This is a genomic window from Corynebacterium felinum (assembly GCF_030408755.1).
In the GTDB taxonomy this organism is placed as follows: Bacteria; Actinomycetota; Actinomycetes; order Mycobacteriales; family Mycobacteriaceae; genus Corynebacterium; species Corynebacterium felinum.
Genome location: NZ_CP047209.1, coordinates 940,086 through 964,453 on the forward strand (window position 1 = coordinate 940,086; position 24,368 = coordinate 964,453).

The 24,368-nt window shown below is 51.7% G+C and carries 25 protein-coding genes, 1 tRNA gene and 1 pseudogene; 19 read left to right on the top strand and 8 right to left on the bottom strand.

The genetic code is table 11. The features are described from left to right. Positions 1 to 14 precede the first annotated feature (14 nt). The 4 genes and pseudogenes from CFELI_RS04125 (at position 15) to CFELI_RS04140 (ending at position 4,486) form a co-directional block, all read left to right on the top strand. Entirely contained in the window at positions 15 to 974 is a 960-nt protein-coding gene (locus CFELI_RS04125; RefSeq protein ID WP_277104686.1) for a Ppx/GppA phosphatase family protein, read from the top strand. A gap of 114 nt (positions 975 to 1,088) precedes the next feature. After that, a tRNA-Leu gene (locus tag CFELI_RS04130) sits at positions 1,089 to 1,165 on the top strand. A gap of 576 nt (positions 1,166 to 1,741) precedes the next feature. Beyond that, entirely contained in the window at positions 1,742 to 3,064 is a 1,323-nt protein-coding gene (gene ltrA / locus CFELI_RS04135; RefSeq protein ID WP_290258958.1) for a group II intron reverse transcriptase/maturase, read from the top strand. A gap of 227 nt (positions 3,065 to 3,291) precedes the next feature. Beyond that, a pseudogene (locus tag CFELI_RS04140) lies at positions 3,292 to 4,486 on the top strand (IS3 family transposase). Positions 4,487 to 4,584: 98 nt separating this feature from the next. Here the strand turns inward: CFELI_RS04140 and CFELI_RS04145 are convergent. Beyond that, entirely contained in the window at positions 4,585 to 5,373 is a 789-nt protein-coding gene (locus CFELI_RS04145; protein WP_277104498.1) for a hypothetical protein, read from the bottom strand. A gap of 916 nt (positions 5,374 to 6,289) precedes the next feature. Between CFELI_RS04145 and CFELI_RS04150 the strand changes: the two genes are divergently transcribed. Then, on the top strand, positions 6,290 to 6,523 hold the full coding sequence (locus tag CFELI_RS04150; RefSeq protein ID WP_277104499.1) for a hypothetical protein: 234 nt from the start codon (positions 6,290 to 6,292) through the stop codon (positions 6,521 to 6,523). Between the two features lie 24 nt (positions 6,524 to 6,547). Here the strand turns inward: CFELI_RS04150 and CFELI_RS04155 are convergent, their stop codons facing one another. Then, complete coding sequence (locus CFELI_RS04155) at positions 6,548 to 6,670, bottom strand: hypothetical protein (RefSeq protein ID WP_277104500.1); 123 nt, start codon at positions 6,668 to 6,670, stop codon at positions 6,548 to 6,550. 113 nt (positions 6,671 to 6,783) lie between these two features. On the opposite strand from CFELI_RS04155, the gene CFELI_RS04160 reads away from it, so the two are divergent. Next, on the top strand, positions 6,784 to 7,755 hold the full coding sequence (locus tag CFELI_RS04160; RefSeq protein WP_374724767.1) for a helix-turn-helix domain-containing protein: 972 nt from the start codon (positions 6,784 to 6,786) through the stop codon (positions 7,753 to 7,755). Between the two features lie 182 nt (positions 7,756 to 7,937). Beyond that, positions 7,938 to 8,756, top strand: coding sequence for a Bax inhibitor-1/YccA family protein (locus tag CFELI_RS04165; protein WP_277104502.1), 819 nt, complete (start codon positions 7,938 to 7,940; stop codon positions 8,754 to 8,756). Positions 8,757 to 8,895: 139 nt separating this feature from the next. On the opposite strand, the gene CFELI_RS04170 is transcribed toward CFELI_RS04165, so the two are convergent. From CFELI_RS04170 to CFELI_RS04180, 3 genes are all read right to left on the bottom strand, one after another. Then, positions 8,896 to 9,348, bottom strand: a complete 453-nt coding sequence (locus tag CFELI_RS04170; RefSeq protein WP_277104503.1) for a hypothetical protein — start codon at positions 9,346 to 9,348, stop codon at positions 8,896 to 8,898. Positions 9,349 to 9,405: 57 nt separating this feature from the next. Beyond that, positions 9,406 to 9,927 carry a transcription elongation factor GreA gene (gene greA, locus CFELI_RS04175; RefSeq protein WP_277104504.1) on the bottom strand — a complete coding sequence of 174 codons (522 nt, stop codon included), beginning with the start codon at positions 9,925 to 9,927 and terminating at the stop codon, positions 9,406 to 9,408. Between the two features lie 178 nt (positions 9,928 to 10,105). Continuing rightward, the gene (locus tag CFELI_RS04180) at positions 10,106 to 10,558 is read right to left on the bottom strand and encodes a DUF4307 domain-containing protein (protein ID WP_277104505.1); all 453 of its coding nucleotides are present in this window, start codon (positions 10,556 to 10,558) and stop codon (positions 10,106 to 10,108) included. A gap of 281 nt (positions 10,559 to 10,839) precedes the next feature. Between CFELI_RS04180 and mca the strand changes: the two genes are divergently transcribed. The 4 genes from mca to CFELI_RS04200 all read left to right on the top strand — a co-directional run bounded on the left by mca (position 10,840) and on the right by CFELI_RS04200 (position 13,514). Then, positions 10,840 to 11,694, top strand: coding sequence for a mycothiol conjugate amidase Mca (mca, locus tag CFELI_RS04185; RefSeq protein ID WP_374724721.1), 855 nt, complete (start codon positions 10,840 to 10,842; stop codon positions 11,692 to 11,694). 292 nt (positions 11,695 to 11,986) lie between these two features. Further along, the gene (locus CFELI_RS04190; RefSeq protein WP_277104513.1) at positions 11,987 to 12,238 is read left to right on the top strand and encodes a hypothetical protein; all 252 of its coding nucleotides are present in this window, start codon (positions 11,987 to 11,989) and stop codon (positions 12,236 to 12,238) included. Between the two features lies 1 nt (position 12,239). Beyond that, positions 12,240 to 13,016 (top strand): isoprenyl transferase, encoded by a 777-nt coding sequence (locus CFELI_RS04195; protein ID WP_277104506.1) that lies wholly within the window; start codon positions 12,240 to 12,242, stop codon positions 13,014 to 13,016. 63 nt (positions 13,017 to 13,079) lie between these two features. Then, positions 13,080 to 13,514 (top strand): ASCH domain-containing protein, encoded by a 435-nt coding sequence (locus CFELI_RS04200; RefSeq protein ID WP_277104507.1) that lies wholly within the window; start codon positions 13,080 to 13,082, stop codon positions 13,512 to 13,514. Positions 13,515 to 13,559: 45 nt separating this feature from the next. Here CFELI_RS04200 and coaA read toward each other — a convergent pair whose 3' ends face one another. Further along, positions 13,560 to 14,486 carry a type I pantothenate kinase gene (gene coaA / locus CFELI_RS04205; protein ID WP_277104508.1) on the bottom strand — a complete coding sequence of 309 codons (927 nt, stop codon included), beginning with the start codon at positions 14,484 to 14,486 and terminating at the stop codon, positions 13,560 to 13,562. A gap of 467 nt (positions 14,487 to 14,953) precedes the next feature. Between coaA and CFELI_RS04210 the strand changes: the two genes are divergently transcribed. The 3 genes from CFELI_RS04210 to CFELI_RS04220 are packed head-to-tail and all read left to right on the top strand — an operon-like array spanning position 14,954 to position 17,215. Continuing rightward, positions 14,954 to 15,850 carry an ABC transporter ATP-binding protein gene (locus CFELI_RS04210; RefSeq protein WP_277104509.1) on the top strand — a complete coding sequence of 299 codons (897 nt, stop codon included), beginning with the start codon at positions 14,954 to 14,956 and terminating at the stop codon, positions 15,848 to 15,850. After that, complete coding sequence (locus tag CFELI_RS04215) at positions 15,847 to 16,593, top strand: ABC transporter permease (protein ID WP_277104510.1); 747 nt, start codon at positions 15,847 to 15,849, stop codon at positions 16,591 to 16,593. Before CFELI_RS04210 ends, CFELI_RS04215 begins: the two co-directional genes overlap by 4 nt. 10 nt (positions 16,594 to 16,603) lie before the next feature. Then, positions 16,604 to 17,215: an ABC transporter permease gene (locus CFELI_RS04220; RefSeq protein WP_290259535.1), complete on the top strand. Its 612-nt coding sequence runs from the start codon at positions 16,604 to 16,606 to the stop codon at positions 17,213 to 17,215. On the opposite strand, the gene CFELI_RS13620 is transcribed toward CFELI_RS04220, so the two are convergent. Together CFELI_RS13620 and CFELI_RS04225 are read right to left on the bottom strand one after the other, a co-directional pair. After that, a complete protein-coding gene (locus CFELI_RS13620; protein WP_353959546.1) occupies positions 17,196 to 17,669 on the bottom strand; it encodes a transposase in 474 nt (157 codons plus the stop codon). The two genes, CFELI_RS04220 and CFELI_RS13620, sit on opposite strands and share 20 nt — an antisense overlap. Further along, a complete protein-coding gene (locus CFELI_RS04225) occupies positions 17,599 to 18,708 on the bottom strand; it encodes a transposase (protein ID WP_290259054.1) in 1,110 nt (369 codons plus the stop codon). The genes CFELI_RS13620 and CFELI_RS04225 overlap by 71 nt, the downstream gene beginning before the upstream one ends. A 167-nt stretch (positions 18,709 to 18,875) precedes the next feature. Here CFELI_RS04225 and CFELI_RS04230 point away from each other — a divergent pair, with 167 nt between their 5' ends. The 5 genes from CFELI_RS04230 (at position 18,876) to CFELI_RS04250 (ending at position 24,365) form a co-directional block, all read left to right on the top strand. Beyond that, positions 18,876 to 19,211, top strand: coding sequence for an ABC-2 transporter permease family protein (locus CFELI_RS04230; protein ID WP_277105659.1), 336 nt, complete (start codon positions 18,876 to 18,878; stop codon positions 19,209 to 19,211). Between the two features lie 293 nt (positions 19,212 to 19,504). Next, positions 19,505 to 20,788 (top strand): serine hydroxymethyltransferase, encoded by a 1,284-nt coding sequence (gene glyA / locus CFELI_RS04235; protein WP_277105660.1) that lies wholly within the window; start codon positions 19,505 to 19,507, stop codon positions 20,786 to 20,788. A gap of 103 nt (positions 20,789 to 20,891) precedes the next feature. Beyond that, entirely contained in the window at positions 20,892 to 22,931 is a 2,040-nt protein-coding gene (gene pabB, locus CFELI_RS04240; RefSeq protein ID WP_277105661.1) for an aminodeoxychorismate synthase component I, read from the top strand. Continuing rightward, complete coding sequence (locus CFELI_RS04245) at positions 22,932 to 23,660, top strand: aminotransferase class IV (protein ID WP_277105662.1); 729 nt, start codon at positions 22,932 to 22,934, stop codon at positions 23,658 to 23,660. 174 nt (positions 23,661 to 23,834) lie between these two features. Continuing rightward, positions 23,835 to 24,365 carry a hypothetical protein gene (locus tag CFELI_RS04250; RefSeq protein WP_277105663.1) on the top strand — a complete coding sequence of 177 codons (531 nt, stop codon included), beginning with the start codon at positions 23,835 to 23,837 and terminating at the stop codon, positions 24,363 to 24,365. Positions 24,366 to 24,368 lie beyond the last annotated feature (3 nt).

Here is a 24,368-nt window from a genome sequence, read left to right on the forward strand (position 1 = left end):
GTGTTTGTAAAGTTATGCCTCGTTTTGCTGCGATTGATTGTGGTACGAATTCGCTTCGGTTGCTGATTGTTGATGCTGATGGTCAGGAAACGAAGGAAGTTCTGCGCACGATGGAGATTGTGCGTTTGGGTCAATCGGTGGATGCAACGGGTCAATTAGATCCGGAGGCTATTGAGCGCACTCGTGTGGTGTTGGCGCGTTTTGTGGAGCTGATGAAGCAGGAGAAGGTTGTCGATGCGCGCATGGTGGCGACGTCGGCAACGCGGGATGCGTCGAATCGCGATGTGTTTTTCCGCATGACTGCGTCATTGTTGTCTGAAATTAAGCCGGGCTTGGTTGCTGAGGTTATTTCGGGTGATGAGGAAGCCCGCTTGTCGTTTATCGGTGCGGTTGCGGATCTGACTGATGAGCCAGGTCCGTTGTGCGTGATCGATTTGGGCGGTGGCTCGACTGAGTTTGTGGTCGGTGACGCTCATGGTGAGATTCTTGGTGCGCATTCGGCTCAGATGGGTTGTGTGCGCTTGACTGAGCGCATTATGCGTGCAGATCCGCCGACGGCTACTGAGCTGGAAATTGCTGAAGAGTTTGTGGCCGAGCGCATTGCGCAAACAGAGTTGATTGTTCCGATTGCGCAGGCGAAAACTTTTGTGGGCTGTGCTGGGACATTTACGACCATTGCGGCGTTGGCGTTGGGGTTGGAGGCTTATGATCCCCGTGCGATTCACGATGCGCATTTGCGTTTCGATGCGCTGCGGGTGCTTACGAAGCAGGTTATTTCTTTGACCTCGGCGGAGCGGCGTGCGAACCCAGTGGTGCACACTGGTCGCGCTGACGTGCTCGCTGGTGGCGCGATGGTGGTGAATGGGATTTTAGATATGATTGAGCGCCAGACTGGGATTTCTACGATCATTATTAGTGAGAAAGATATCTTGGATGGTATTATTAGTCAGCTGATTTCCACTCACGAGCTTTAGCGTATCGACGCCCCCACCCACACCGCTGTAATGCGCAGCATTAGTGGCGGGGGAGGGGTAGCGGAGCTGATTTTTAGTTATTGGTTGTGTTGTGGATTAAGATAGTTTCTCGTTGCCCCCATAGCCCAATCGGCAGAGGCAGTTGACTTAAAATCAATTCAGTCTGGGTTCGAGTCCCAGTGGGGGCACCATACAACGAAACCCTCGCAGTAACTGCGAGGGTTTCGTTGCTGTTCGCCCGACATGGGCATGTTCTTAAGGGTGTGAGTCCCTGATAGTGAAGGTGGTTTAACTATGTAGCTGATGGCAACTGCAGCATCGTGAGGTGTTGTGGGGAGGAAGCTTCAAGCGAAATCCTGCACCGAGGTATACGAATCACATATAAGGCGCGCTGATCTGGGTAAGGCTGCCGAAGAAGTCGAAGCCCGTTCCATCGAAGTGGTTAGTGTGTAGATGTGGCGGTTGTAGGAGGAAAGAGCATGTTCTTAATCGGGGAGGCCTGTCACAGACTGTGCCAAGTAGGTGTGGTAAGCCCTGTTGTGGGTTGGTGTGGTAGGAGTCAGCCGAGGTCATAGTACTCGTGGGAGACACCGCGGTCCGCGGTAGCCCTTATGGTGGGTGAGCGAGGAAGGACTGAACTTTACATTGTTGAGTATGGAACCTGGATTGTAGTTATGCATAACGGTGAAAGCTGCCAACCACGTGTGTGTGGGCATTATGGGGAGGATAGGGTGAATCCCGACGATAGCCATGGTGTGCCTAGTTGTGTGTCTGCCGATGTAGGGGAAGTGTCAACTGGTGCGGGTGCTGATCTGTGGAATCAAGTCTTTTCAGGTGGCAATCTCCGCACTGCATTAGAGCGGGTTAAGACGAATAAGGGTGCTGCTGGTGTGGACGGGGTAGGTGTTGAGGATATTGACGTTTATCTGCGCGAACACTGGAGTGGCATTCGTGAGCGTCTTGACGCGGGAACGTATAAGCCGTTGCCGGTTCGTGAGGTGATGATCCTAAAGCCTTCGGGTGGTTGGCGTATGCTTGGTGTTCCGACTGTTGTTGATCGTGTGATTTGTCAGGCGATCGCGCAGGTACTTACGCCTATCTTTGATGTGGGGTTTGTGCCTGTGTCTTTTGGTTTCAGGCCTCAACGTAGCGCACATATGGCGTTAAAGACCGCACGTGGGTTTCTTAACGAGGGGTATGTGTGGGTTGTTGAGGTTGATTTGTCGAAGTATTTCGACACGGTTAATCACGACATGTTGATGTCGAGGGTGGCTCGTAAGGTTGACGATAAGCGCGTGTTGAAGCTTATTCGGGCGTATTTAAACGCTGGGATTATGGCTGATGGTGTTGTTCGGTGTAGTGATGCAGGGACTCCGCAGGGGTCACCGTTATCGCCGTTGTTGAGCAATATCATGTTGGATGATTTTGATCATTATCTTGCATCTAAGGGCACGAAGTTTGTTCGTTATGCTGATGATATTCGGGTCTTTGTTCGTTCCAAGCGTGCTGCGCAGCGTGCGCTTGCCCAGTCTGGGAAGTTTCTGGAGGGGAAGTTAAAGCTGCGGGTTAATCAGGAGAAGTCCACTATTTGTCATGCGATTAAGGCGGAGCTTTTAGGCTATGGGTTCTATCTGGTTCGTGGTGATCAGTATCGGTTTCGACTTACTAAGGCCACGAAGGTGAGGGTTTTAGCCCGAGTGAAAGAGCTTACGGCAAGATCGTGGTCGGTGTCGATGGAGTATCGCATTGACCGGTTAAACAAATATTTGCGTGGATGGCTTGGTTATTTCGCGTTGGCGGATGCGAAGGTGTTTCTTAACCGGCTGGATGAGCATCTTCGTCGTCGACTGCGGATGTGCGTATGGAAGCAGTGGAAACGTATCCGAACGCGGATACGGAACCTCTGCCGCTTGGGTGTGGATAAACAAAAGGCCTATGAGTGGGCTAATACCAGTAAGTCCTACTGGCGTATCGCTGGCTCGTGGGTGCTTACAACCACGCTTACTAATGCGTATTGGAATGACCAGAACCTCGTATCAGCCGTGGCGTATTGGAACTATAAGCACAGTCAATACTCTGTATTGGTGTAAGGAACCGCCGTATGCGATGAACCTCACGTACGGTGGTGTGAGAGGGCTGCCGGGAAACCCGGCACCCTACTCGATCTTCCCCCTTCGTATCAGCAACTCTGGGGGCGTAAATCACAAGGTTGGTTGCGACGTCGATATGCAAAATGCGTTGCAGGGGGACCTGACCCCCGTTTGGTAGACACCTGATTTCCCGCTTGTATGAGGTGGGAGGAAGGTACTGTAGTTTTATGCCAAGGTTTTATTCAGATGAGTTCAAGCGTGACGCTGTTGCGTTTTATGAGAACTCGGAACTGTCTCTAGCGAAGGCCGCTGCTGATTTGGGGATTAATCGGCAATCTCTGCATACGTGGGTCAGGATTTGGGCACTGGTAAGCGTTCTCGTGTTGCGGTGCAAAAGCGGCAAGCTCAGGCAATTTCTGAAGCTGAACGTATCCGTGAGCTTGAGCGTGAGCTGCGTAAAATGACTGAAGAGCGTGATATTTTGCGTAAGGCTGTTAAATATTTCGCGGAAGAGACAAATTGGTGATCCGCTTCCAGTTTGTCGAAGACCATCGAACCGATTATTCGGTCAAGCGGATGTGTGAGGTGCTGAAACTTAATGCCTCATCGTTTTACAAGTGGCGCAAAGCTCGTGCTGTTCGTAACACTAAAACGTGCGAGGACTCGTTGTTGGCGGTGCGTATTCTTTCTGTGTTCAACCAGTTCAATGGCTGTTACGGGGCGAAACGTATCGCGGCTGAAATTTCCGATCAGTATGAGCCTGTTAATCATAAACGTGTTGCTAGGTTGATGGCATCGATGAATCTGCGTGGGTACAGCAAAAAACGCAAGGTCAAAACCACTATTTCCAGGAAAGATCGCAGTGTTTTCCCGGATCTGGTCACGCGTAATTTCACTGCTGATCGCCCGAATAAAGTGTATGTGGGTGATATCACCTACCTACCGATTAAAGGTGGTGGGAATATGTATCTGGCCACAGTTATTGATTGTTTCTCCCGTAAACTCACCGGGTTTGCGTTAGCTGATCACATGCGCACTGATCTTATTGGTGAAGCACTCGCCATGGCAAAAGACCAGCGTGGGTCACTAAAAGGTGCGATTTTCCATTCAGATCATGGAAGTGTGTACACCTCACAGGTTTTCCAACAGCAATGTAAATCTCTTGGAGTGACCCAGTCCATGGGTGGTGTTGGCACGAGTGCGGATAACGCGCTTGCAGAGTCGTTTAATGCCACATTAAAACGTGAAGTCCTTCAAGATCGGAAGGTCTTTGACACCATGCTCCAATGTCGAAAAGAAGTGTTTTCTTGGTGTGTCAGGTACAACACCACACGTCGGCACAGTTACTTGAAATACTGCGCCCCCAACACTTTTGAAGCGCAAGCATTTGCGCTAAAATCTATCTCAGCAATCACCGCTTAAATGTGTCTACTTTTCGGGGGTCGCGCCCGGGCTAGTCCTGCAAAAGATCGCTGACGCGCGTTGCGCAAGAAGAGTTGCTACATTGAAAAAGATTAGCGTCAATCCGTATGTGTCCATTTCCGGTTTCCGCGCGTGCCATTGAAGATGCTTTGAAACATCCGGAGTAGACCCTGTTGTGGCCTGTAATGGTCGACATCTTCTCGTCGGAAAACATGCACTCGAAAAACAAGGGCTGGTTGCCCTGTTTGTGTGATAGCTTTCAAAACCTCGCCAGTGCCAAAAACCTTTACTGGTACATTGAAGTTCCCGCGATCTTCCCAGAGTTTAGCTATTAACTTGGGAGTCAAGCCTTCCATCCACTTATTATTCGTAGCGCCTGGAGCTGTCACGATAATCTTCTCGTCGACATAGCAGTGGTAGTCTTCGCATTCACACGGACCCCAATCGCGCTCGCAGTTCCAAATGCACTCGCCCCATATTTGTACTTGCTCTGAGGTGATTTCGCCGAGCCATGCTCCGCATACGGGACTGTAGGAGACATAAGCGGGTTGTGCGTTCATATTTGTTTTGCTCCTTCGATGTTTATTTCGTAAGGTGTGCAAGCCAATCCGAAATTTTCTACCTTTCCTGACGGTAAACGCACCTTTGAGTGCTTTTTCCGATTGCGCTAGTGCTTGGTTGTGATCATGATCATTCTGTGCCTTTCCTTCATCGGCCAACTGGTCGCATTTGGCTATATCGGATTTTGAGTTGTCGCGGTTCAGAACGGCCGAGCTGATAAACAGGCTTATAAACAGTTCGGCGCTGGTGTGCAAAGCGAAGTATTCGCCTGAGATGTCAAGGGTAAATAACATAGTCTTTCCTCCATTAGAAAGTGCGAATTTCATTTACAGGTAACTTGCCTCAAGTATGAGCGATCTTTTACTAGTTGTCCAGGTGAAAATGCCGTTTGACCTGCGACGTCACGTCCCCTTGCTTACATTTCGTTTGAGTTTCGACAGCTGTTTAAAGCGGTAACAAGTCCGCAGTGATAGAACATTAAGCACAGCCTGAATGAAGATTTTGCAGGTAGAAAGGTTTCGCTCATTTTCTTAACCGTCACGTCCCTCACCTGGTCTTTTCGAGGTTAATTACCTATCTTCCATAGGGACGTGACGGGCAAAAAGCGCTTTGTGAACCTCCTCACACTGCTAGGATCTTTTGTTAGCAAGGTTCCGAAAGTGTAGCGAAAACACTTTATGGTTAGAGTTCTTCTTGGCTCTGTGGATCAATACGAAACGTTTTACGCATACCCTGGTGTCAAGTGGGGTGCTGCAAGATCTTGATTTGGCAGGGATTGCCATAATTTCAACTTCGTAGTTGGTTGTGATTCTTTTGGGGATCGAATGTTCATCCCATACCTACCAGGGGCGGCGGGCTATGTTTGGTTGCTTATGTAGGGCCGGTTTCAGGCTTTGGTAGACCAATATTTTTTTCCTACCGTTAGTGGTTCGATGGAATTAATTTGTCCGATAGTTTATGGTGGTTTTTCCTGGGGATTTAGTCTGTGTGAACAGGTTGTGAACTGGACTTTTGTGGGTCACAACAGTTTTCGAACGAACTCACAGCTACTTGACAGCATCAATGCAACAATTGCCAAGATTTGATCTTTAGATTCGTTGATAGTTGCTTCAAGCAGAACGCAACTATCAACAAAATCTTCCATGCTCCGCGGTCGACCACCATATCCCGCGGGGTGAGGGAGAAAACAAAATACACGGCGTATATACGCCAGCAACATACAACAACTTGAGGGAGCAGATCATGACCGCAGCAGTACGCAACACCGACATTCACAGCACCGATATCCATGGCGACCTTTTCAACACTCGGGATTTGAATACCGCGGATGTTTACTACCTCAGCGATCTGAACCCTTATGAGGCAGCGCATTCCTACTATATTCGGGAATCGCATCGCAGCCGCAGTGGATACTCAACAGGTCGAATTCAAGCCCCTGAACAATTTGCTCGACTCAGCCACCGCACTGTCGCATAAAAACACAGCACTTCCTTTTTGGACTTACCCTTCTTGCTTTCGGACACCGCCACAAAGCTGGCGTAGCAAACACTCCATGTGCTCGACGGAGCCGGTGGATTTCTTCTCCCATACTTGGCCTTCGGGGAGAGGGATCCACCGGCTCATACTTTTTATTGATGCGTTCATGCGTAGAAGGTGGGGGTATTAGTTGGGTGAATAACGAAACATAGGTATTGCGTAAATGGGGAATCTTCGCCACAATAGTGGACGTGGACAATATTAATCCAGCTATTCTTTTGTGGTGTCGTATCGGTCGAGCGGTCATTAACGCGCCCGACCGCATTCTTCATGTGGCAGCCGGCGACCTGATCATCGCGCCTCAAGGCGCAATCGTCACAGCCTCGGCAGAAGCAAGCATCCTTAGTTTGAAGTTCCCTGATTCCACCCTGATCGGCCCCACCCGTAAGCTCAGCCTCGGGCCCGACTGGGAGCGGCGCATGATCGCCGAGTACTCCCGCAGCGTACTTGGGGAGCAGACGTTAAGTCCCACACTGTCAGCACTCGTGGATGCGTCCCGATTCGCTGCGCCAAGCCTTCCCACAGGTGCTGCCGCCCGTGCTGTTGCGCAACGGTTGGTTGCTAATCCCTCAGAGCGGGCGTCACTGATGGAATTTGCGCAGGACTATCATGTCAGTGCGCGCACACTGCAGCGCCAATTCCTCCAATCCACCGGCCTACCGTTTTCTGAATGGCGCGCTGCGTGCAGGGTGGCGTGCGCGGCTGACATGCTTGCTCGCGGACGCACAATCGCTGATGCGGCCACCCGCGTTGGCTTTGATGCCACCAGTAGTTTGACTCGCGCGTTTCGTCGCCACACCGGCACCACTCCTGCCGCGTTTATTAACAGCGTGCGCATTGATGTGCCGACCATTGATCCGCTTACAGTCTTCGCCCGCGCGGAGCGCGATCTTGTGTTGTGGATCGCTGTGGGTACGGCAACCGTGACTACCCCTGGTTATTGTCGCTTTATGGGCCAAGGGGAAACTGTCACGATTTTGGCAGGGACTCAAACCAGGCTCGATATTGCCGCTGGTTCCATCGCCTTGCCGGTGCCTGTTGGTTTTGATGAAACGCAACCTTGTGCGCTCAACCGTGCACTGTTGACAGGGGTTGAAGAAAGCCTTGCTGCGCTTGAAGAGCCACTGCGGGCACGATTAGTTCCTGTGAGCGCTGAATTTATTGGGAACTAAATAGTTGCTACTATCGTTGAACTAATTGAAGAAGTAGTTTCCGTGTAAATTCCTCACCCAACGCACACGGTTTTTCATTCTTGGCAGCAGTAATGCTTTTCAAGATTCCGGTAGCAATTATGGGTGAGGGAAACTACTGCAAAATAACGTTAGGTTTTGGCGAAAGGACAGTGTTACTACCAATGCGTAGCAGCAACCCGGTTCTCAACTCTCTTTCCAGCACCCGTTCGGCTACGAACTACTACGGTGATCTGCACCAAGGTATGCACAATCCGATGGGTGAGTACTCTCAGACGCCAGTAACCTCTGAGCGCCCTATGACCGTCGATGATGTTGTGACCAAAACCGGTATCACTCTCGCCATCATTGTTGGTTTCGCAGTGCTTAACTTCGGCATCGCCATTTATGTATCCCAGCCGCTGGCAATTCTTCTGACCATGGTTGGCGCAATCGGCGGTCTGATCACCGTTCTGGTTGCGACCTTCGGCAAGAAGTTCGCATCCGCACCAGTGACCATCGTCTACGCAGTGTTCGAGGGTCTGTTTGTTGGTGGTCTTTCCCTCCTGCTCTCCGGCTGGTCCGTGGGCAATGCAAACGCCGGTCAGATGATCGGTCAGGCTGTTTTGGCAACAGTCGGCGTGTTCTTGGGCATGCTGTACGCCTACAAGTCAGGTGCTGTGAAGGTCACCCCTCGTTTCACCAAGATCCTCACCGGCGCAATGATCGGCGTGTTAGTTCTGGTTCTGGGCAACCTCCTGATGTCCATGCTGGGCTTCGGTAACCCACTGCGCGACGGCGGCACTCTCGCCATCATCTTCTCCCTCGTCTGCATCGGTCTGGCAGCAATGAGCTTCCTACAGGACTTCGATGTTGCTGAAAAGATGATCCGTCAGGGCGCTCCAGCTGCAAACGCTTGGGGTGTGGCGCTGGGCTTGGCAGTGACCCTCGTGTGGCTGTACACCGAGATCCTGCGCCTGCTCAGCTACTTCCAAAACCGTTAAGTAGCTTAATCTAAGCCTTCAACCCCCTTCAGTGATGAAGGGGTTTATTTTTCAGCGTGCGCTCCATGTGCACGGAGCATACGCATGCCCTCGTTTCCTGTGAAAGGAGACGAGGGCACGTGTGTATCTATGAAATGCGTTATGGGGTGTTTAATTGATAGGCAAGAAGTGGAGAACCATCAATGGTGATGCGGCTAAAAATCCATCCGAAAGTAGTCTCACTCGGCTGAGAGAACACGATATCGACAGTCCGACCGTTCAACAGCCCCGTGCCTTCAGCGGAAGAATCAGACCACGACTTCCACGAAATCTGAGTCACCATTTGCGAGTCATCGGAACACGAAACATGGAAGAACTGTGGCTTGACCGAAGGAGGGTTCAAACAGTCAATCATGCCTGGCTTGCTCCGCGACGGAGTGGGGGAGCTGGCAGCGGCGTCGATAAGCGAGGAAATGTGGGCACGGCCCGCGTTATGCGTCCCTGTGCTCAACGCGAAAGGAAGCGCAGTAGCGTGCGTCGCAGTCTGCACCTTGTGCGCAGAATCCTGCTCACCCGGCGGGCTGCAGGCAACCAAAACTGAGGAAACGGCCACGCAAGCAGCGAGCAAGCGGGGCCGTTGAAAAGAGTTCGTGCTGGTCAAGGCGGGATACTAGTCGTTGCGCAGGGTTGCGGCCTTCACGGAATCGTAAGGCTCTGCGGAGACAATAGTCACGGTAATAACATTGCCATTCGGTGCAGTGTACTCGCGTGTCTCACCCTCCTGAGCACCCAAAATCGCCGCACCCAAAGGGGACTGTTCGGAATAAGTCTCCAGATCCTTATTATCAGAAGCTGCAGCGCGGGTACCGATCAGGAAGGTTTCCTTATCGTCCTTATCCCCGTTGTAGTACACGTGAACCACGGAACCAACATTGGCAACGCCCTCCACAATCCCGGAACGCTCCGTGGTGGAATTCGCCAGAATTTCAGAAATCTGCTTGATGCGAGCTTCTTCCTGGTCCTGCATTTCGCGGGCAGCATCGTAGCCAGCGTTTTCCTTCAGGTCGCCCTCTTCGCGACGCTCGTTAATCTCAGCCGCAACAACAGGGCGGTGAGCGATCAGTGCATTGAGCTCTTCTTCAAGCTTTGCCTTGGTCTCAGGAGTGATGTACTGCTTCTGGTTGTCTGCCATGACTTACAAACCCTTTGCTTCTACTGTGAAAAATGGTAGCGGCCCCTGCAACCATGGGGCCGATGAAAAATACTGTTGCGAATTCTACCACATCTACAGTTAAAGAAAACGTGGCAGTCATGCCGAGAAAAACACGCCACATTCCCCAGATGCGTGCAGCAAGTGAAGGAAAAGAAAACTATTGGGAAGCTTTTGCTTCAGTGAGATAGAACGGGATGGTGTCACTGCAGCCATACGCTCCGCCAGAGACCGCAGGCTCCCTAGTGGGAACATCGATTTCCCAACGCGCAAGCTCAAGCCCGCCGGCGGGGATATACACTTCGCGACGACCCACCTCGGCCATCTCGTAATTCAACGCAGTAACAATACAATAGGCCGGCTTAGAAGTATCCTTGCGGGAAATATCGGCGACAACCTTGATGGAACTATCGTCGATGCGCTTGGCCGAAGCAAAGGTAATATTCACCGGCTGCTGATCCGTCGTGCGCAAAAACTTAGCAAAAGCCACCGCGAAAGCAACCACCAACACCAAAACAAAAATGGCGACGAGCTTTCCCGACATGGTGGATTCTTGCCCCGACGGGGCACCAGAATAGCGGGCACGAGACTGGGGATGAGGCCGAGTAGACAACGCGAGGTGTCTCCTTTGGTAAGAACGGAATGAAGCGATATGCCGAAGGCGAGATTCGAAAATGCTCAACTGATGATCATTTTCGGACAGGGCACGGGGCATAGCGCTGCTGGGTGAGGTGCGGAAACCTGAATGAAAGTTACGCACAGCTAATTCCTATACTAGTCTGAATACGACTTAGTCGAAATTTCGTTGATGCGTCCCTAAAATTTGTGTTGCGGGGGTTTTGCGTAGGGCATAGCGTCAATGTGAATTTTCCAAGAGAGTGAGGAATAAAAACGATGCGACTTCTCGCGATTCACGCGCATCCAGATGATGAATCGAGCAAAGGCGCCGGAACCATGGCCCGCTACGTTGCTGAAGGCCACGACGTTATGGTTCTCACATGCACCGGTGGTGAACGCGGCGATATCCTCAACCCCGCGATGAATAAACCTGGTGTACTAGAAAACATCTCTGCGGTGCGCAAGGAAGAAATGGCCACCGCAGTCGCTGCACTGGGGGTGAGCCACAAATGGCTCAGCTATGAAGATTCCGGCTTGCCTCAAGGCAATCCGCTGCCACCCCTTCCGGCAGGCTGTTTCGCGCTTGCCGATACTGAAGAAGTAGTGGCCAAAGTAGTAGCAACCATCCGTGAATTTCGTCCCGACGTGATCATCACCTACGACGAAAACGGCGGCTACCCACATCCCGACCACCTCAAGGTGCACGAAGTGTCCATGCTTGCGTGGGAACGCGCCGGACAAGCCGATTATCGCCCCGATCTGGGTGAAGCATTTGAACCGAAGAAGTTGTACTACACGCACGGCTTTATCCGCCAACGGCTTCAAATGTTCCATGATTTAGCCATTGCTGACGGTAAGCCCAGCCCTTACTCTGAGATATTGGAACGCTGGCAAGCACACAAGGGTGACATCATGCTGCGAGTGACCACCCAAGTGGAATGCTCTGAGTATTTTGAACAGCGTGATGAAGCGCTGCGTGCCCATGCCACCCAAATCGACCCGGCCGGAACGTTTTTCGGAACCCCCATTGAGGTGCAGAAAAAGTACTGGCCCACGGAGGAATTTGAACTAGCACGCACACGCGTGTCCACCACGTTCCCTGAAGATTGCCTGTTCGCCGGTTTGAGCTAACCTTTCGCCATCGGCAGAGTTGAATGCTTCAAGGCTGTAGTGTCGTTGAGCACTCGGTGCTGCTGTGTTGTGGCGTGTGAATGGATTATCTCTGGTGTGTGCACGCAGTAGAGATATAATCAAGGTTTTAAGAGTGTGATTACTGCCTTCTCTAGCCACGGCAGTCTGCTGCAGCTTGCCTGATCTGGGCGCAAATCCAGGTCAGACTGGGGTAGCGGGTTGTGGCTGGGTGGTGGCTTCCGTTGTCGAAAGTGAAAGAAGAATTCCGTTGGATATCAACACCGTCGTTTTCATGGCACAGCAGGGCGCGGGCCCTGTCGGTAGTGAGTTCGGTAAAGCTTCACCCATTGGTTGGTTCGTTTTGATCGCACTTGTCGTCGCAGTGCTTTTTATTGGTTGGGCTTTCCACCGCCGCTATTCGCGTATGAACCGCCGTCGCCTCTTCGCTGAAGCGCACGGCCTGGATCTTTTCGATGCAGAGACGTTGGATAAGGCTATGGCTGAAGCTGGCGTTTTGGATCGCCGGAAGAAGCACTGGTTCTAACGTGATCAAATTTTCACTCCCGCAATTGCTGTACCCCGCATACGAGCGGCGTCTTCTCCGTGAAATTTCCGGGGTGAAACAGCCCAGCCATGTGGCAATTATGTGCGACGGCAATCGACGCTGGGCTCGCGAAGCTGGCTTCATTGATGTCAGCCACGGGCATAGGGTGGGTGCGAAAAAAATCGGTGAGATGGTTTCGTGGTGTAAAGACACCGACATCGAACTGGTCACCATCTACCTGTTGTCCACCGAAAACTTGAGCCGCGAGCACGAGGAATTACAGCTGCTTCTCGATATCATCGGGGATGTGGTGGATGAGCTTTCCGACCCCATGCGTGATTGTCGTGTGCGTCTTGTCGGACACCTCGATCTTTTGCCGGAGCATGTGTCGGCTCGTCTTCAAACAGCCGCGGAGAAAACCTCCGGACACACCGGCGTGATCGTGAATGTGGCAGTCGGTTATGGTGGCCGACAAGAAATCGTGGATGCAGTCCGCGAAGTGATTAATGCGGAAGCTGCTCAAGGCACCAAGCCTGAGGATATGGCTGCGAAAATCACCCCAGAATCCATCTCTTCCCACCTGTATACCTCCGGCCAACCAGATCCTGATTTGGTGATTCGCACCTCAGGTGAGCAACGTTTGTCGGGGTTCATGCTCTGGCAGGCAGCTTATTCGGAAATTTGGTTCACCGATACTTATTGGCCGGCATTCAGGCGTCTCGATTTCCTGCGTGCGCTGCGAGATTACTCTAAACGGTCACGCCGTTTTGGAAAGTAAAAGCACACAATCCTTGGGGTGATCCCACCTTGGAGAGCGCTGCACAGAAGAGAAAGGATCATCGTGGACGATACTTGCGTTGACTTTTCCCAGCTTCCACGAGGGGAGTATGCCTTTCCTGGCCCGTTGCGTGATCGCCTAGTCGCAGCCATTGTGGCAGGGGAGAAAACCACCACAAGTTCGCTTGTTGTTGAGTATGAACAGCTCCAGCATTCCCTTCCAGCCGTGGGCGATCGGGAAGTGGTGGTGGATTCAGCAGGACAACCTGTTTGCATTACTGAGGTTGTGGGAGTGCGTATTTGCCCGTGTGCTCAGGTGAGTCTCTCCCATGTGATTGGGGAGGGTGAGGGTTTTGCAACAGTGGAGCAATGGCGCGATGCGCATCGAGAGTTCTGGGAGTCGACAGACTTTCGCACGGCCCTTGGTTGTGATGATTTCCGCCTTGAGGCGGGCACTGATGTGGTCTGCGTGGAGTTTCAGGTGATCCAGCACCTGTAGGGCAACGCGTGCTGGCGACGTCGATAAGCGCAGGAGTGTCGGGTGTTAGATTTTGCGCATGCGCACCCGTTTGACGCTGTGATCTGCGCCCTTTGCCAGCACCAAGGATGCGCGGACGCGCGTGGGAACAATATTTTCCACCAGATTGGGCAGGTTGATTGTTTGCCAAATATCGCGGGCTTCTTGGATCGCGGCTTGGTCAGGCAGTTCCGCATAGTGTGAGAAGTGCGCATCGGGGGCACGAAAGGCTGTCGAACGCAGCTGCAAGAATCGTTCGATGTACCAGCGCTCAATGTCTTCGGTGCGTGCGTCGACATACACTGAGAAATCGAATAGATCACTAATCACCAGCGTCGGCCCAGTTTGGAGCACGTTGAGTCCTTCGACGATGAGAATGTCGGGGCGGTTGACAGTGATGTACTCACCTGGAACTCGGTCGTAAAGGGTATGGGAGTAGACGGGGGCTTGCACATTGGGTTTGCCGGATTTTACATCTGTAACAAAGCGCAGTAAGGCGCGCTGATCGTAGGACTCGGGGTAGCCTTTGCGCCGCATGATTCCGCGCCGATTCAGCTCAGCGGCGGGGTAGAGGAAACCGTCGGTGGTGACCAAATCGACGTGGGGGTGGCTCGGCCAGCGCTGCAGCAGTACCTGTAGTAGGCGGGCGGTGGTAGATTTGCCCACAGCAACTGATCCAGCAATGCCGATGACGAAAGGCACATGTTGACTGCGTTCGCCGAGGAAGGTTTCGGTGGCCGCGGTGAGCTCTTGGCGTGCCTGAACTTGCAGGTGAATCAGACGCGACAGGGGGAGGTAGACTTCGGCAACTTCGTTGAGGTCAACGTTTTCGCCTAAACCCCTCAGCTGTTCGACTTCTTCTTCTGCCAGTACTTGGGGAAAAGACTTACGCAGCTCGCGCCAGGAGCTGCGGTCGAAATCCAAGTAGGGGCTGGAGTCGTGGGGTTTAGCCATAGGATATCATTCTGCCAACTGCGTACAAGTGCAGCAAATCTCTACACCACTTCTAGCTGTGTGTATCAATGCGAATACTAAGCCCATAAATTACGGAGATAGTCGAACAGCGAATACATAGACGTGACAATAGTGGATGCTGAAGTTCATAGAGGAATTGTGAAGCATGCAGCAAACAGGTGCAATTAGTTAGGATAAATATCCCCAGTAAATTAAGGAAAAACGGGGTATCAGGTGTACTGAAGGCGATAGGTCCTTCGCATTGGGATAAAGCGAAAAGTCCTACCGCTGTGATTGAAAAATAACTATGATAGACCCAAACTAAAGATTGATCCTATTCCCCCTTCCTTCAGTGCCACTATTTGCTGTAAGTGCTACTGGGAAAAGCTTGTGTCCTGAGGGGGAAGTAGGCGCTCAATCGTCTTGCATGCCAATACGAGAATGACACAATCGCATAAGGAAGAAACATGGAAGCGCTTGCTATTCATACCGAAAATCTCAGTAAAGTAATCAAGGGTAAAAAAATTATTGATGATCTTAATCTGCGGGTACCCCGAGGGTCTATTTACGGATTTCTTGGACCGAATGGGTCAGGCAAAACGACGTCAATGAAAATGCTCTTAGGCTTGAGTGCTCCAACTGCAGGGAACATTAAAATCAATGGCCAAGCCTTAAATCCAGCAACGCGTGCGAAGTTCATCGGAACGATCGGCGGATTAATTGAAGAACCCCCAGGCTACAGTCAGCTCACAGGGGTGGAAAATCTACAAGTCGTACAGCGACTGCTGAAACTTCCGGCTGACAATGTGTATTGGGCTTTGGACAAAGTTGGACTTATTCCAAACAAAGATAAAAAAGTTGGGCATTATTCTTTGGGTATGAAACAGCGTCTGGGTATCGCGTTGGCAATAGTTAGTAAGCCAAAACTTCTAGTACTGGATGAACCAATTAATGGTCTTGATCCGGCGGGCATTGACGAGATTAGGCAGCTGTTTCAGGAATTAGCGCACAGTGGTACGACGATCATGGTTTCTTCACATATCTTGGCAGAGGTTGAAAAAATAGCGAGCCATTTTGGTGTGCTCAAACAGGGGAAACTTGTATTTCAGGGTGAACGGGGCGCGCTTATTGATTCTTATGCTAATTCACTATTTGTCCGCACGCCCGATGCTGAAAGTGTGGCGGAGATTTTTGTCGATTCAAAAATTGTCAGGGGTGGGGCGGTCATTCCATCGGTGATGAACGCGGATATCAACGATGTTTGTCAGCGACTAATTAACGCTGGTGTCGCAATTCACGAAATTTCCCGACAACAAGAAAGCCTTGAAGATGTCTTCATGGCTATCACGGCAAAGGCACTATGATGATTGATTTGTTAGTCACTGAGGTGGTGAAGACTAAAAAGCTGCGACTGTATATCCTGTCGCTATCCATTGCGCTGGTCATTGCAATTCTTTCTACTTTTTCACTACTCAGCGGTTCGATTCCCATAGATAATCTCTCTACTCCATTTGCATGGCATTCGGTTTTGTTGTCGATAACATTCTTCGGCGCACTCGTCTGGCCAGTGTTTACAGCCGTAGTTGCAAGCAAGCAGGTGGAGAACGAATTTGACCACAAAGGTTGGTTTTTACTGGCGATGTCGGGAATTAGTCCACTCCGGGCTGTTAATGCAAAAGTTATTGTTGCGATCGGTTACTTAGTCCTCGCTGCGACTACTCAACTGGTGTGCGCCATTGTGATTGGCAAAATTTGTGGTATTACCGCGCCAATTGGTAGTGAATGGTGGCTCTATTATTCCGCAATTCTGATTGTGGGCATCGTTTTCTACCTGTTTTCCTGCGTGGTGGCAATAGCAAGTAAAAATCAGGTGTTTACGATTGTTTTTGGCATGATTAATTCCTTCCTTGCGGCAGCGTTCATGCTTGTTTCCTTGCCACTGAGTTATCTGTTTCCTTGGGCATATTTTGCCTATACTTCCCCCGTCCGCATGGTCGATGGAAGTGTTGTGCTTGTGCAAACGAATTGGATGCACGTATTTTTCTTCGTGCTGTTTTCCTTCTTTATTGCCTATATTCTTATCCTGAAGTTTGTTAAAGAAGTGTGAGGAAATTTCAGTGCTTATAGAATTGTTCAAAATCAAGAGATCGCCCGTTTGGCTGGTTTGCCTCATTGTGCCAATACTGACTGTTGCCATTGGTGTGATCAACTATGGGAATAATCTCGACCAATTTGAGAATGGCTGGCAGTCCTTTACTGCGCAGACGGGGTTGTTTTACACGTTGCTCTTCTTTTCACTTTCCGTTGGTGTTTTTAGCGCAACTATCTGGAATGATGACAAGCGACCTTGCCATTGGAATGCGCTCATACTCTCAAACGAGAGTGTGGTGCTGCTCTTGGTGCGTAAGTTGATTGCTACGGTAGTTCTTGCAGCGGTGATGCATATTATTTATTGCAGTCTCACTGTTCTGGCTGGCGTAGTGCTTTCAATTAATGGGGTTGATCCACTAGCCCAGATTTTTCATGGGGTGGGTTTGGTGGTGGTGGGTTGGGGTGGTGTGTTTGTGGGGTTGGTTGGGGCACCTTCGCCTTTGGTTGTGGTTTTCAATGGCAAGGTGTACGTCCGTGTTTTTGTGGTGGGGTTTTGTGGTGGGGTGCCTGCGGTTGGCTGCCGGTGGTGGGGTCTGCTGCGTGTTGTGGTTGAGGGGGTTAGGTTTTTCGTTTTTTAAGGGGGCGTAGGAGGTTTTGGGTGTATTCCATAAGTGTCACCAGTGTGGGGGTGTGTGTGCTTTGTTGATCGAGGTGGAGGTATATGCGCCTGCTGCTTGTCGTGATTTTTGCAGAGATTGCAATAAACCTTGCTCGAATGGTTTTTGGTGCCCATGTCCACCACGGGTTGTCGGATTGATTTCGTTTCTTGTTGTTGCCGCTGTTGTGGTTGTTGTAGTGATGGTCGAGTAGTTTTGTCCAGGTGAGAAGTTGGTGGGCTAAGGTTATGATGAGACACCAGATTTGGTTAGCTTTGAACTGGCAAAACGGTAGTTTTGCAAGGCCTTGATCTTTGGCGTCTTTGATGTGTTGTTCGCATAGTGATCTTTGGCGATAGTACTGGTCAATGCGTTGAATATTGCAGTTGAGGTTTGTTGCGCATAATTGGGTGCGTATGCCGAGTTGATTGAAAATGCTGTGTTGGCACCCTGCGTGGGGGGGATTCTATCCGTGCGATCACGCGCATCGTGGTGGGGTAATCAGTAAGAAGGTTCACCAGTGGTTTGTCATCTTCTAGGTGTGCGGTTTGTAGTAGTCCGGTGATGTCTTCAAGGAAGTGTTGGTCATCAAAGCTGATATCCCCATTGCCACGCACAATTGGCACACGGGTGTTACGTAATGATCGATAATCTGTGTGACTAGTTGCTTCGTTACCGGATCTGATGTGCTCATTGAGGAGGATACTTGCTGTAGGTGAGGGTGAAAAGCCAACAACATAACCGAGGTCATGGTCGTCTAAGGAGCTAAGGAATTGTTTTGTCCCACCAGCACTGTCAGCACGGATAACAAGTCGTTTGCCCCAAGGTTTGCCATCGCTGTGATCGGGGAGAGCGGTCAGGATTTCTTTGACAAGCTGGCAATGATCATTAGCGGTGTTTGCTCCCGCGTTACCTGGGCGAAGCAGACAGGTTAAAAATTCCCCACCAGTTAACCCTACGCTGGTGTAGTCGATAAAAGCACATAATGGGTGGAAACCAAACCCCTTCTTATAGGTAGGTGCGGCTTTTTCCTTGCCAGAATGCGCACAGATCAGTGTCGCATCAATATCTACTATCAGGGGTTTGTCTACTGTAGCGAGCTTATGTGGGGCTTGATCGCCCAGCAGGTTCCATAGTGTGCTACGGGCGTATTTGATCGCGTGAAGGAATTCTTCACGTATTTTATCGCTGGTGTCTTTATGCTCTGTCAGTCGCCGCCACAGGGTTGATACCGACGGCAATGGCTGAGACGATAATGCTGTCGAAACAGAATCTAACAAGTTGATGTCTTTAACATCGTCACCACCAGCAATTAACGATAACGCTAACCCAGTACACGCATCACCAAAAGTATGTGTTAACCGTTGCCGTGAGAAAACACGATCAAGGCTGGCACCAATCCCGACTAATTGAGCTACATGAGCAAAGGGTAACACCCCCGCGCGGGAAACAAGACGGGTGCAGCTGGCCATCATAGGGGTGTATGTAGTAGTCTTCACCATGAAAGTGCTCCTTTTCTGCTTGGAATAAAGGCTTAACAACATCTCTATTCTAGCAGGTCAAGAAGCACTTTCTTTACTTTTTACACACCTTTTAAGCCCCACCCCATGAAAAATCCGGGCTAGGGTTTTTCCAAAGCAATGTGTTGGCGTTTGTTGCCTTGATTTCAGTCGCTGCATTACAGAACTTCTTAGCACTAGTCTTTCGAGGGTTTGCAACATCTGTTGGCGTTTGCTTAGGTCTGTCCATCTTGAGCTTTGTCGCTATTTCAAACTCTATAGGTGCACTTTTGCGATTCTTTGTGCCTTATGCGCTGATGACTTTCAGTCTTGCGTTTAATTCGCCTGCCTTTGCACTTGATCCTGAGTTGAAAGGTACTTCGGCTTTCATTCAAGTCTTCCTCACAAGCTGTTGCTTGACCGCTGTGAGCCTGGCGTTAAACTACTTTTGGATGAGAAAAAAGCTGTCTGCTGGTTAATCATTGCCACACTTTGGTCAGTTGGAAGCGAGGTGTGGCATAGCTATGCCTTGGTACTTTGTGGTTGCCCCATAGTGGATTTTTCAACCAATTAAGGCTTTGACCTGTCGGTTATTGGTGGGTAATGGGTCTGACCCCAAGTTTTTTCACTCTTTCGGTTATGCTTTTCGGTGAGTACTTTCCTCGGTGGTAGGCAACGGAACTTTTCAACGCATAAAGGTGTCTGAAGTACTTATGGCCAGGAGGGTGGGCTCAACACGTATGCACAACAACGAAAGGTGTGAGTGTCCTTCATGACGAATGACATCCGTTACCAACCGCTTGCAGAACTCGACCCTGAGGTCGCGGGCGCTCTTGCCGGTGAGCTTTCTCGCCAACGTAACACCCTAGAAATGATTGCTTCCGAAAACTTCGTTCCTCGCGCAGTACTGCAGGCTCAAGGTTCGGTTTTCACCAACAAATACGCTGAAGGCTACCCAGGGCGCCGCTACTACGGTGGTTGTGAACACGCCGATGTTGTCGAAGACCTTGCACGTAATCGTGCGAAGGAACTGTTCGGCGCAGAGTTCGCCAACGTGCAGCCACATGCTGGTGCGCAGGCAAATGCTGCTGTGCTGATGGCATTGGCGAAGCCCGGTGAGAAAATCATGGGTCTGTCGCTTGCACACGGCGGGCACCTGACCCACGGTATGCACCTGAACTTCTCTGGCAAACTGTATGAAGTTGCCGCTTATGGTGTTGAGCCCGACACCTTCCGCATCGACATGGACAAAGTCCGTGACATGGCGCTTGAAGAGCGCCCACAGGTTCTGATCGCTGGTTGGTCTGCCTACCCTCGCCACCAGGATTTCGCTGCTTTCCGCGCTATTGCTGATGAAGTGGGCGCGAAACTGTGGGTCGATATGGCTCACTTCGCTGGTTTGGTTGCTGCTGGCTTGCACCCAAGCCCAGTTCCTTTTGCTGATGTTGTGTCCACCACCGTGCACAAGACTTTGGGTGGTCCTCGTTCTGGTCTGATTTTGGCAAAGCAGGAGTACGCGAAGGCGATTAACTCTGCTGTATTCCCAGGCCAGCAGGGTGGTCCACTGATGCATGCGGTTGCGGCAAAGGCTGTGGCTATGAAGATCGCTGGAACCCAAGAGTTCAAGGATCGTCAGGCGCGCACCATCGAGGGGGCGCAGATCATCGCTGAGCGTTTGACTCACGCTGATTGCGCAGCGGTCGGTGTGGATGTACTCACCGGTGGCACGGACGTGCACTTGGTGCTTGTGGATCTGCGTAACTCGCAGCTGGACGGCCAGCAGGCTGAAGATTTGCTGCATGAGGTGGGTATTACTGTCAACCGCAACGCGGTTCCTTTCGATCCACGCCCACCAATGGTCACTTCCGGTCTGCGTATCGGTACTCCTGCGCTGGCTACTCGCGGTTTCGATGCGGCAGCGTTTACTGAGGTTGCCGATATCATCGCTGAGGCGCTGACTGGCGCAACGGCTATTGATGCGCTGCGTGCGCGCGTCGACAAGCTTGCGCAGCAGTACCCACTCTACGACGGTTTGGAAGAGTGGAAGCTGGTCTAGCAGCGACCTGATTTTTGGATTTCACGCCCCTACCTGCTCAGATGCGCAGCTAGGGGCGTTGTCGTGTTGCTAAGGGGTGTGTGGGTGAATAAGGTTTTTGTGTGTGAAAGTCCTTGTAATAGATCACCGTGATTCCTTCACCTACAATTTGGTGGCTTATATTGAGGACGAAACGAACAGCGCGCCGACCGTTGTCGATTTCCGCGAACCGTTGAGCGTGGATTTTGCGAACAGTTTTGATGCGATCGTGTGCTCGCCAGGCCCCGGCAGGGTGGACAACCCGGACGATATTGGTTCGACGCTTGCGATTATTGCTCAGACGACGACTCCGTTGTTGGGCGTGTGCTTGGGGCATCAGGCGATCTGCTATGCCTTCGGCGGGGGGACTGCGCTTGCGCCGCTGCCGGTGCACGGGCAGACAGATCTGATTACGCACGAGGGTTCGGGGCTGTTTTCATCGCTAACCTCGCCGCTTGAAGTGGTGCGTTATCATTCGTTGGTTGCCGATCCGATTCCTCAGCAGCTCCGCGTGACGGCTACGTCGCGGGATAACATTGTGATGGCGTTGGAGCACAAGCTGCGACCGATCTGGGGTGTGCAGTTTCATCCTGAGTCGGTGGGGGGATTTGATGGGCATGTGTTGGTGCGTAATTTTTTGGCGCTGGCACGTGACTATAATCGCCGGCATCGTGGCGGTGCTGGGGCACGCACTGGTGCTGTGCGTGACGACGCCGCCACCAGCACCCAGGCACATCCCGGTCGCGATGTTTCCACACTAAGGAATACGTCCTCGTTGAGTGTGCAGGCGTTGAGTTTGAAGGGGTGTGTGGATGCGCAGCGTATTGCTGCGGATGCGCCTTTTTGGTTGGATGCCAGCGATCATGCGCATGCTGATGGTGGCATGAGTTATGTGGGTGTTGCTGGTGGCCCGTTGAGTTCGACTGTCAGCGGTGATGGTTTCTCGGTGCTGGAAAACTCTCTGGTGCGCGCTGATATTTCGGCTGTGGCTGATCTCGGGTTGGGCTTTAATCTGGGATTGGTGGGATATTTGGGCTATGAGCTCAAGGCGGAGTGTGGTGGTAGTGCAGCGCACCAAGCACCGACACCGAATATTCAGCTGTTTTTTGCTGATCGGATGATCGCTATTGATCATAGGAACATGCGCACTCATGTGCTGTACTTGGTGGATCAGGATTCTCCTGAGCTTATTGAGCAGCAGGTTGCGTGGGCGAGGCAGATGAAAGAAGAGCTTGTAGCGCTCATGGACTCTGATGCGCCAGTTACTGAGCGTGGCGCTGGGGCTTTGTCGGTGGGGCCTGTCAAGGCGCGGTTTAGTAAGGATGAGTATATTGATCTGATTCATGCCTGCCATGAGGCGATTGTTGCGGGCGAATCCTATGAGGTGTGTTTAACAAACCAACTGTCGGCGCAGATTGATACGTGTGATGTGTGTGCAAGCTATGGGGAATTTCGCCGAGCAAATCCAAGCCCGCTAGGGGCCCTAGTGCGGTTTGGGGACTTAGCACTATTGTCGAGTTCGCCAGAGCGGTTTTTAAAGTGTGATCGCTTTGGCGTGGTGGAGTCGCGCCCCATTAAGGGCACTCGTGCCAGGGGTGCAACACCTGAAGAGGATGAACGTTTGCGCCTAGATTTGGCTACGAATGCCAAGGATCGCGCGGAGAATCTGATGATTGTGGATTTGGTGCGCAACGATCTGTCGCGTGTGGCGGTGCCGGGGACGGTTAAGGCTGAGCCGCTGTTTGCGGTGGAGAGTTTTGCCACTGTGCACCAGCTAGTCAGTACCATCCGAGCCCAGCTTGCTGAACAATACAGCCTTGTTGATCTGCTGAAGGCGACTTTTCCTGGGGGATCGATGACTGGTGCGCCGAAGATTCGAACCATGGACATCATTGATGAGCTAGAGAAAGCCCCCCGCGGCATTTATTCCGGTGCTGTGGGGTATTTCGGTGTCGATGGTGCGATGGATTTGTCGATGGTGATCCGCAGCATTGTTATCCACGGGGATCGTTTGACGTACGGGGTTGGGGGTGCGATTGTGGCGTTGTCTGATCCGGAGGAAGAATACGCGGAGACCCTCACAAAGGCCACACCGTTGTTGCGTTTGATAGGGCAGGAGATCTAAATGGACGATATTGATCTCCTCGTCTTTGATGGAACCAGCTTTGTTCCTTCTGATGATGAGGTGTCGGGTCGGGTGATCATCGATTCATTCCCCGTGACTTTCGGCCACGTTGCCAGATTGGATCTGCATGTGGCGCGTTTTGCGCGGGCGTGTGGGCGCACCATCAGCCTTTCCTGCGTACAGGAAGCGATTGCGGATGTGAGTTATGGTTTTCCGCGCCTAGAATTTCATGTGGATACCCACACGGTGTACCTGCGATTACGCTCCATGCCGCCGCGTCGAAGCACCACAACATTGTGGGTTCCGCAGGACTACGATCCGCGTGAGCGCCCCGAGATCAAGGGCTGGGATTTGGATGCTCTTGCTGTGCTTCATGCCCACGCGCGTGCGCATGGTTGCGATGATGCTTTGCTTCTCGACGCTACCACTAGGCTGCCGAAAGAAACCTGCTACGGGGTGCTTGCGTGGTGGCAAGACGATCAGATGTGCGTGGCTCCGCGTCAGTGGGGCGTGCTGGATTCAGTGACGTTGCGGCGCACAATGCAGCTTGTGGATGTAACCGAGTGCGAGGTGTCGGTGGAACAATTAGCGCAGTACCCGGTATGGGTGGGCAATGCGCTGCATTCGTGGACGGCAGTGACAGAAATTGTGTGCAGTGATGGGCGTCGATTAGCTCCCCCAACCAATCCGGATCGGCTCGCACAGGTGCGCGAGTTTTTGCTCGGGTGAATTCATCAAAAATCCTGTGTATGAAGGGGGCGCAGGCGCACAGATGGGGTCAGCCAGTTGGGGGATTTAATTCACGGGTGCTTCGCTTGTGCAGTTAGTGCTCTAAGATGGGGGTCACCTTAGTGTTTATGTCGAAATTTTTTAGGTGAGGAGATGAGAGGGGGGCGAGCACCCATGGAGATCACTGTTGGGGCGGTGCTTATTGTGGTGTGCTTTGTGATAGCTGCCGGGGCTGGCTATTTTGCGGCATTGCGCCACGGTGACGTCAGCCGAATCCGCATAGCTGTGGATGTTCCTCCCGAGTCCACGTGCACCGAAACATCTAGCTTGGATGACAACACCCCTGCAACCGACAATAAGAAACCAACAAGCGCCCTGCCTGCACACAGTGGGCAAGCACCATCTGCGGATAGCACGTCTACGCCAGCACGCCCACCGAAACCCACCCCGAAAGCGATGCCGAAACGTAGAAGCGTCGGCTACAGCAAACCCCACACACCCTCCCAAGCACAGTACACGCGCGACATTGAACTTGTACTTCCTAACTACGACATCGATCCAGCTGAACTACTGACACAACTCGACACAATAGAACCAATCCGACTCCCCAATAACCGATGGGAATACCACCTCAACACCGTCACAGTTCAACTCAACCCCCAAGGCAGCCTAGTTATGAGCATCACCCCTACGGACAGGAAGTGACCA

Coding starts and splice junctions, on each gene's coding strand:
- CFELI_RS04125 (WP_277104686.1), top strand. CDS start 15: ATGCCTCGTTTTGCTGCGATTGATTGTGGTACGAATTCGCTTCGGTTG.
- CFELI_RS04145 (WP_277104498.1), bottom strand. CDS start 5,373: ATGAAATTCGCACTTTCTAATGGAGGAAAGACTATGTTATTTACCCTT.
- CFELI_RS04150 (WP_277104499.1), top strand. CDS start 6,290: ATGACCGCAGCAGTACGCAACACCGACATTCACAGCACCGATATCCAT.
- CFELI_RS04155 (WP_277104500.1), bottom strand. CDS start 6,670: ATGAGCCGGTGGATCCCTCTCCCCGAAGGCCAAGTATGGGAGAAGAAA.
- CFELI_RS04165 (WP_277104502.1), top strand. CDS start 7,938: ATGCGTAGCAGCAACCCGGTTCTCAACTCTCTTTCCAGCACCCGTTCG.
- greA (WP_277104504.1), bottom strand. CDS start 9,927: ATGGCAGACAACCAGAAGCAGTACATCACTCCTGAGACCAAGGCAAAG.
- mca (WP_374724721.1), top strand. CDS start 10,840: ATGCGACTTCTCGCGATTCACGCGCATCCAGATGATGAATCGAGCAAA.
- CFELI_RS04190 (WP_277104513.1), top strand. CDS start 11,987: ATGGCACAGCAGGGCGCGGGCCCTGTCGGTAGTGAGTTCGGTAAAGCT.
- coaA (WP_277104508.1), bottom strand. CDS start 14,486: ATGGCTAAACCCCACGACTCCAGCCCCTACTTGGATTTCGACCGCAGC.
- CFELI_RS04210 (WP_277104509.1), top strand. CDS start 14,954: ATGGAAGCGCTTGCTATTCATACCGAAAATCTCAGTAAAGTAATCAAG.
- CFELI_RS04215 (WP_277104510.1), top strand. CDS start 15,847: ATGATGATTGATTTGTTAGTCACTGAGGTGGTGAAGACTAAAAAGCTG.
- CFELI_RS04225 (WP_290259054.1), bottom strand. CDS start 18,708: ATGATGGCCAGCTGCACCCGTCTTGTTTCCCGCGCGGGGGTGTTACCC.
- glyA (WP_277105660.1), top strand. CDS start 19,505: ATGACGAATGACATCCGTTACCAACCGCTTGCAGAACTCGACCCTGAG.
- CFELI_RS04245 (WP_277105662.1), top strand. CDS start 22,932: ATGGACGATATTGATCTCCTCGTCTTTGATGGAACCAGCTTTGTTCCT.
- CFELI_RS04250 (WP_277105663.1), top strand. CDS start 23,835: ATGGAGATCACTGTTGGGGCGGTGCTTATTGTGGTGTGCTTTGTGATA.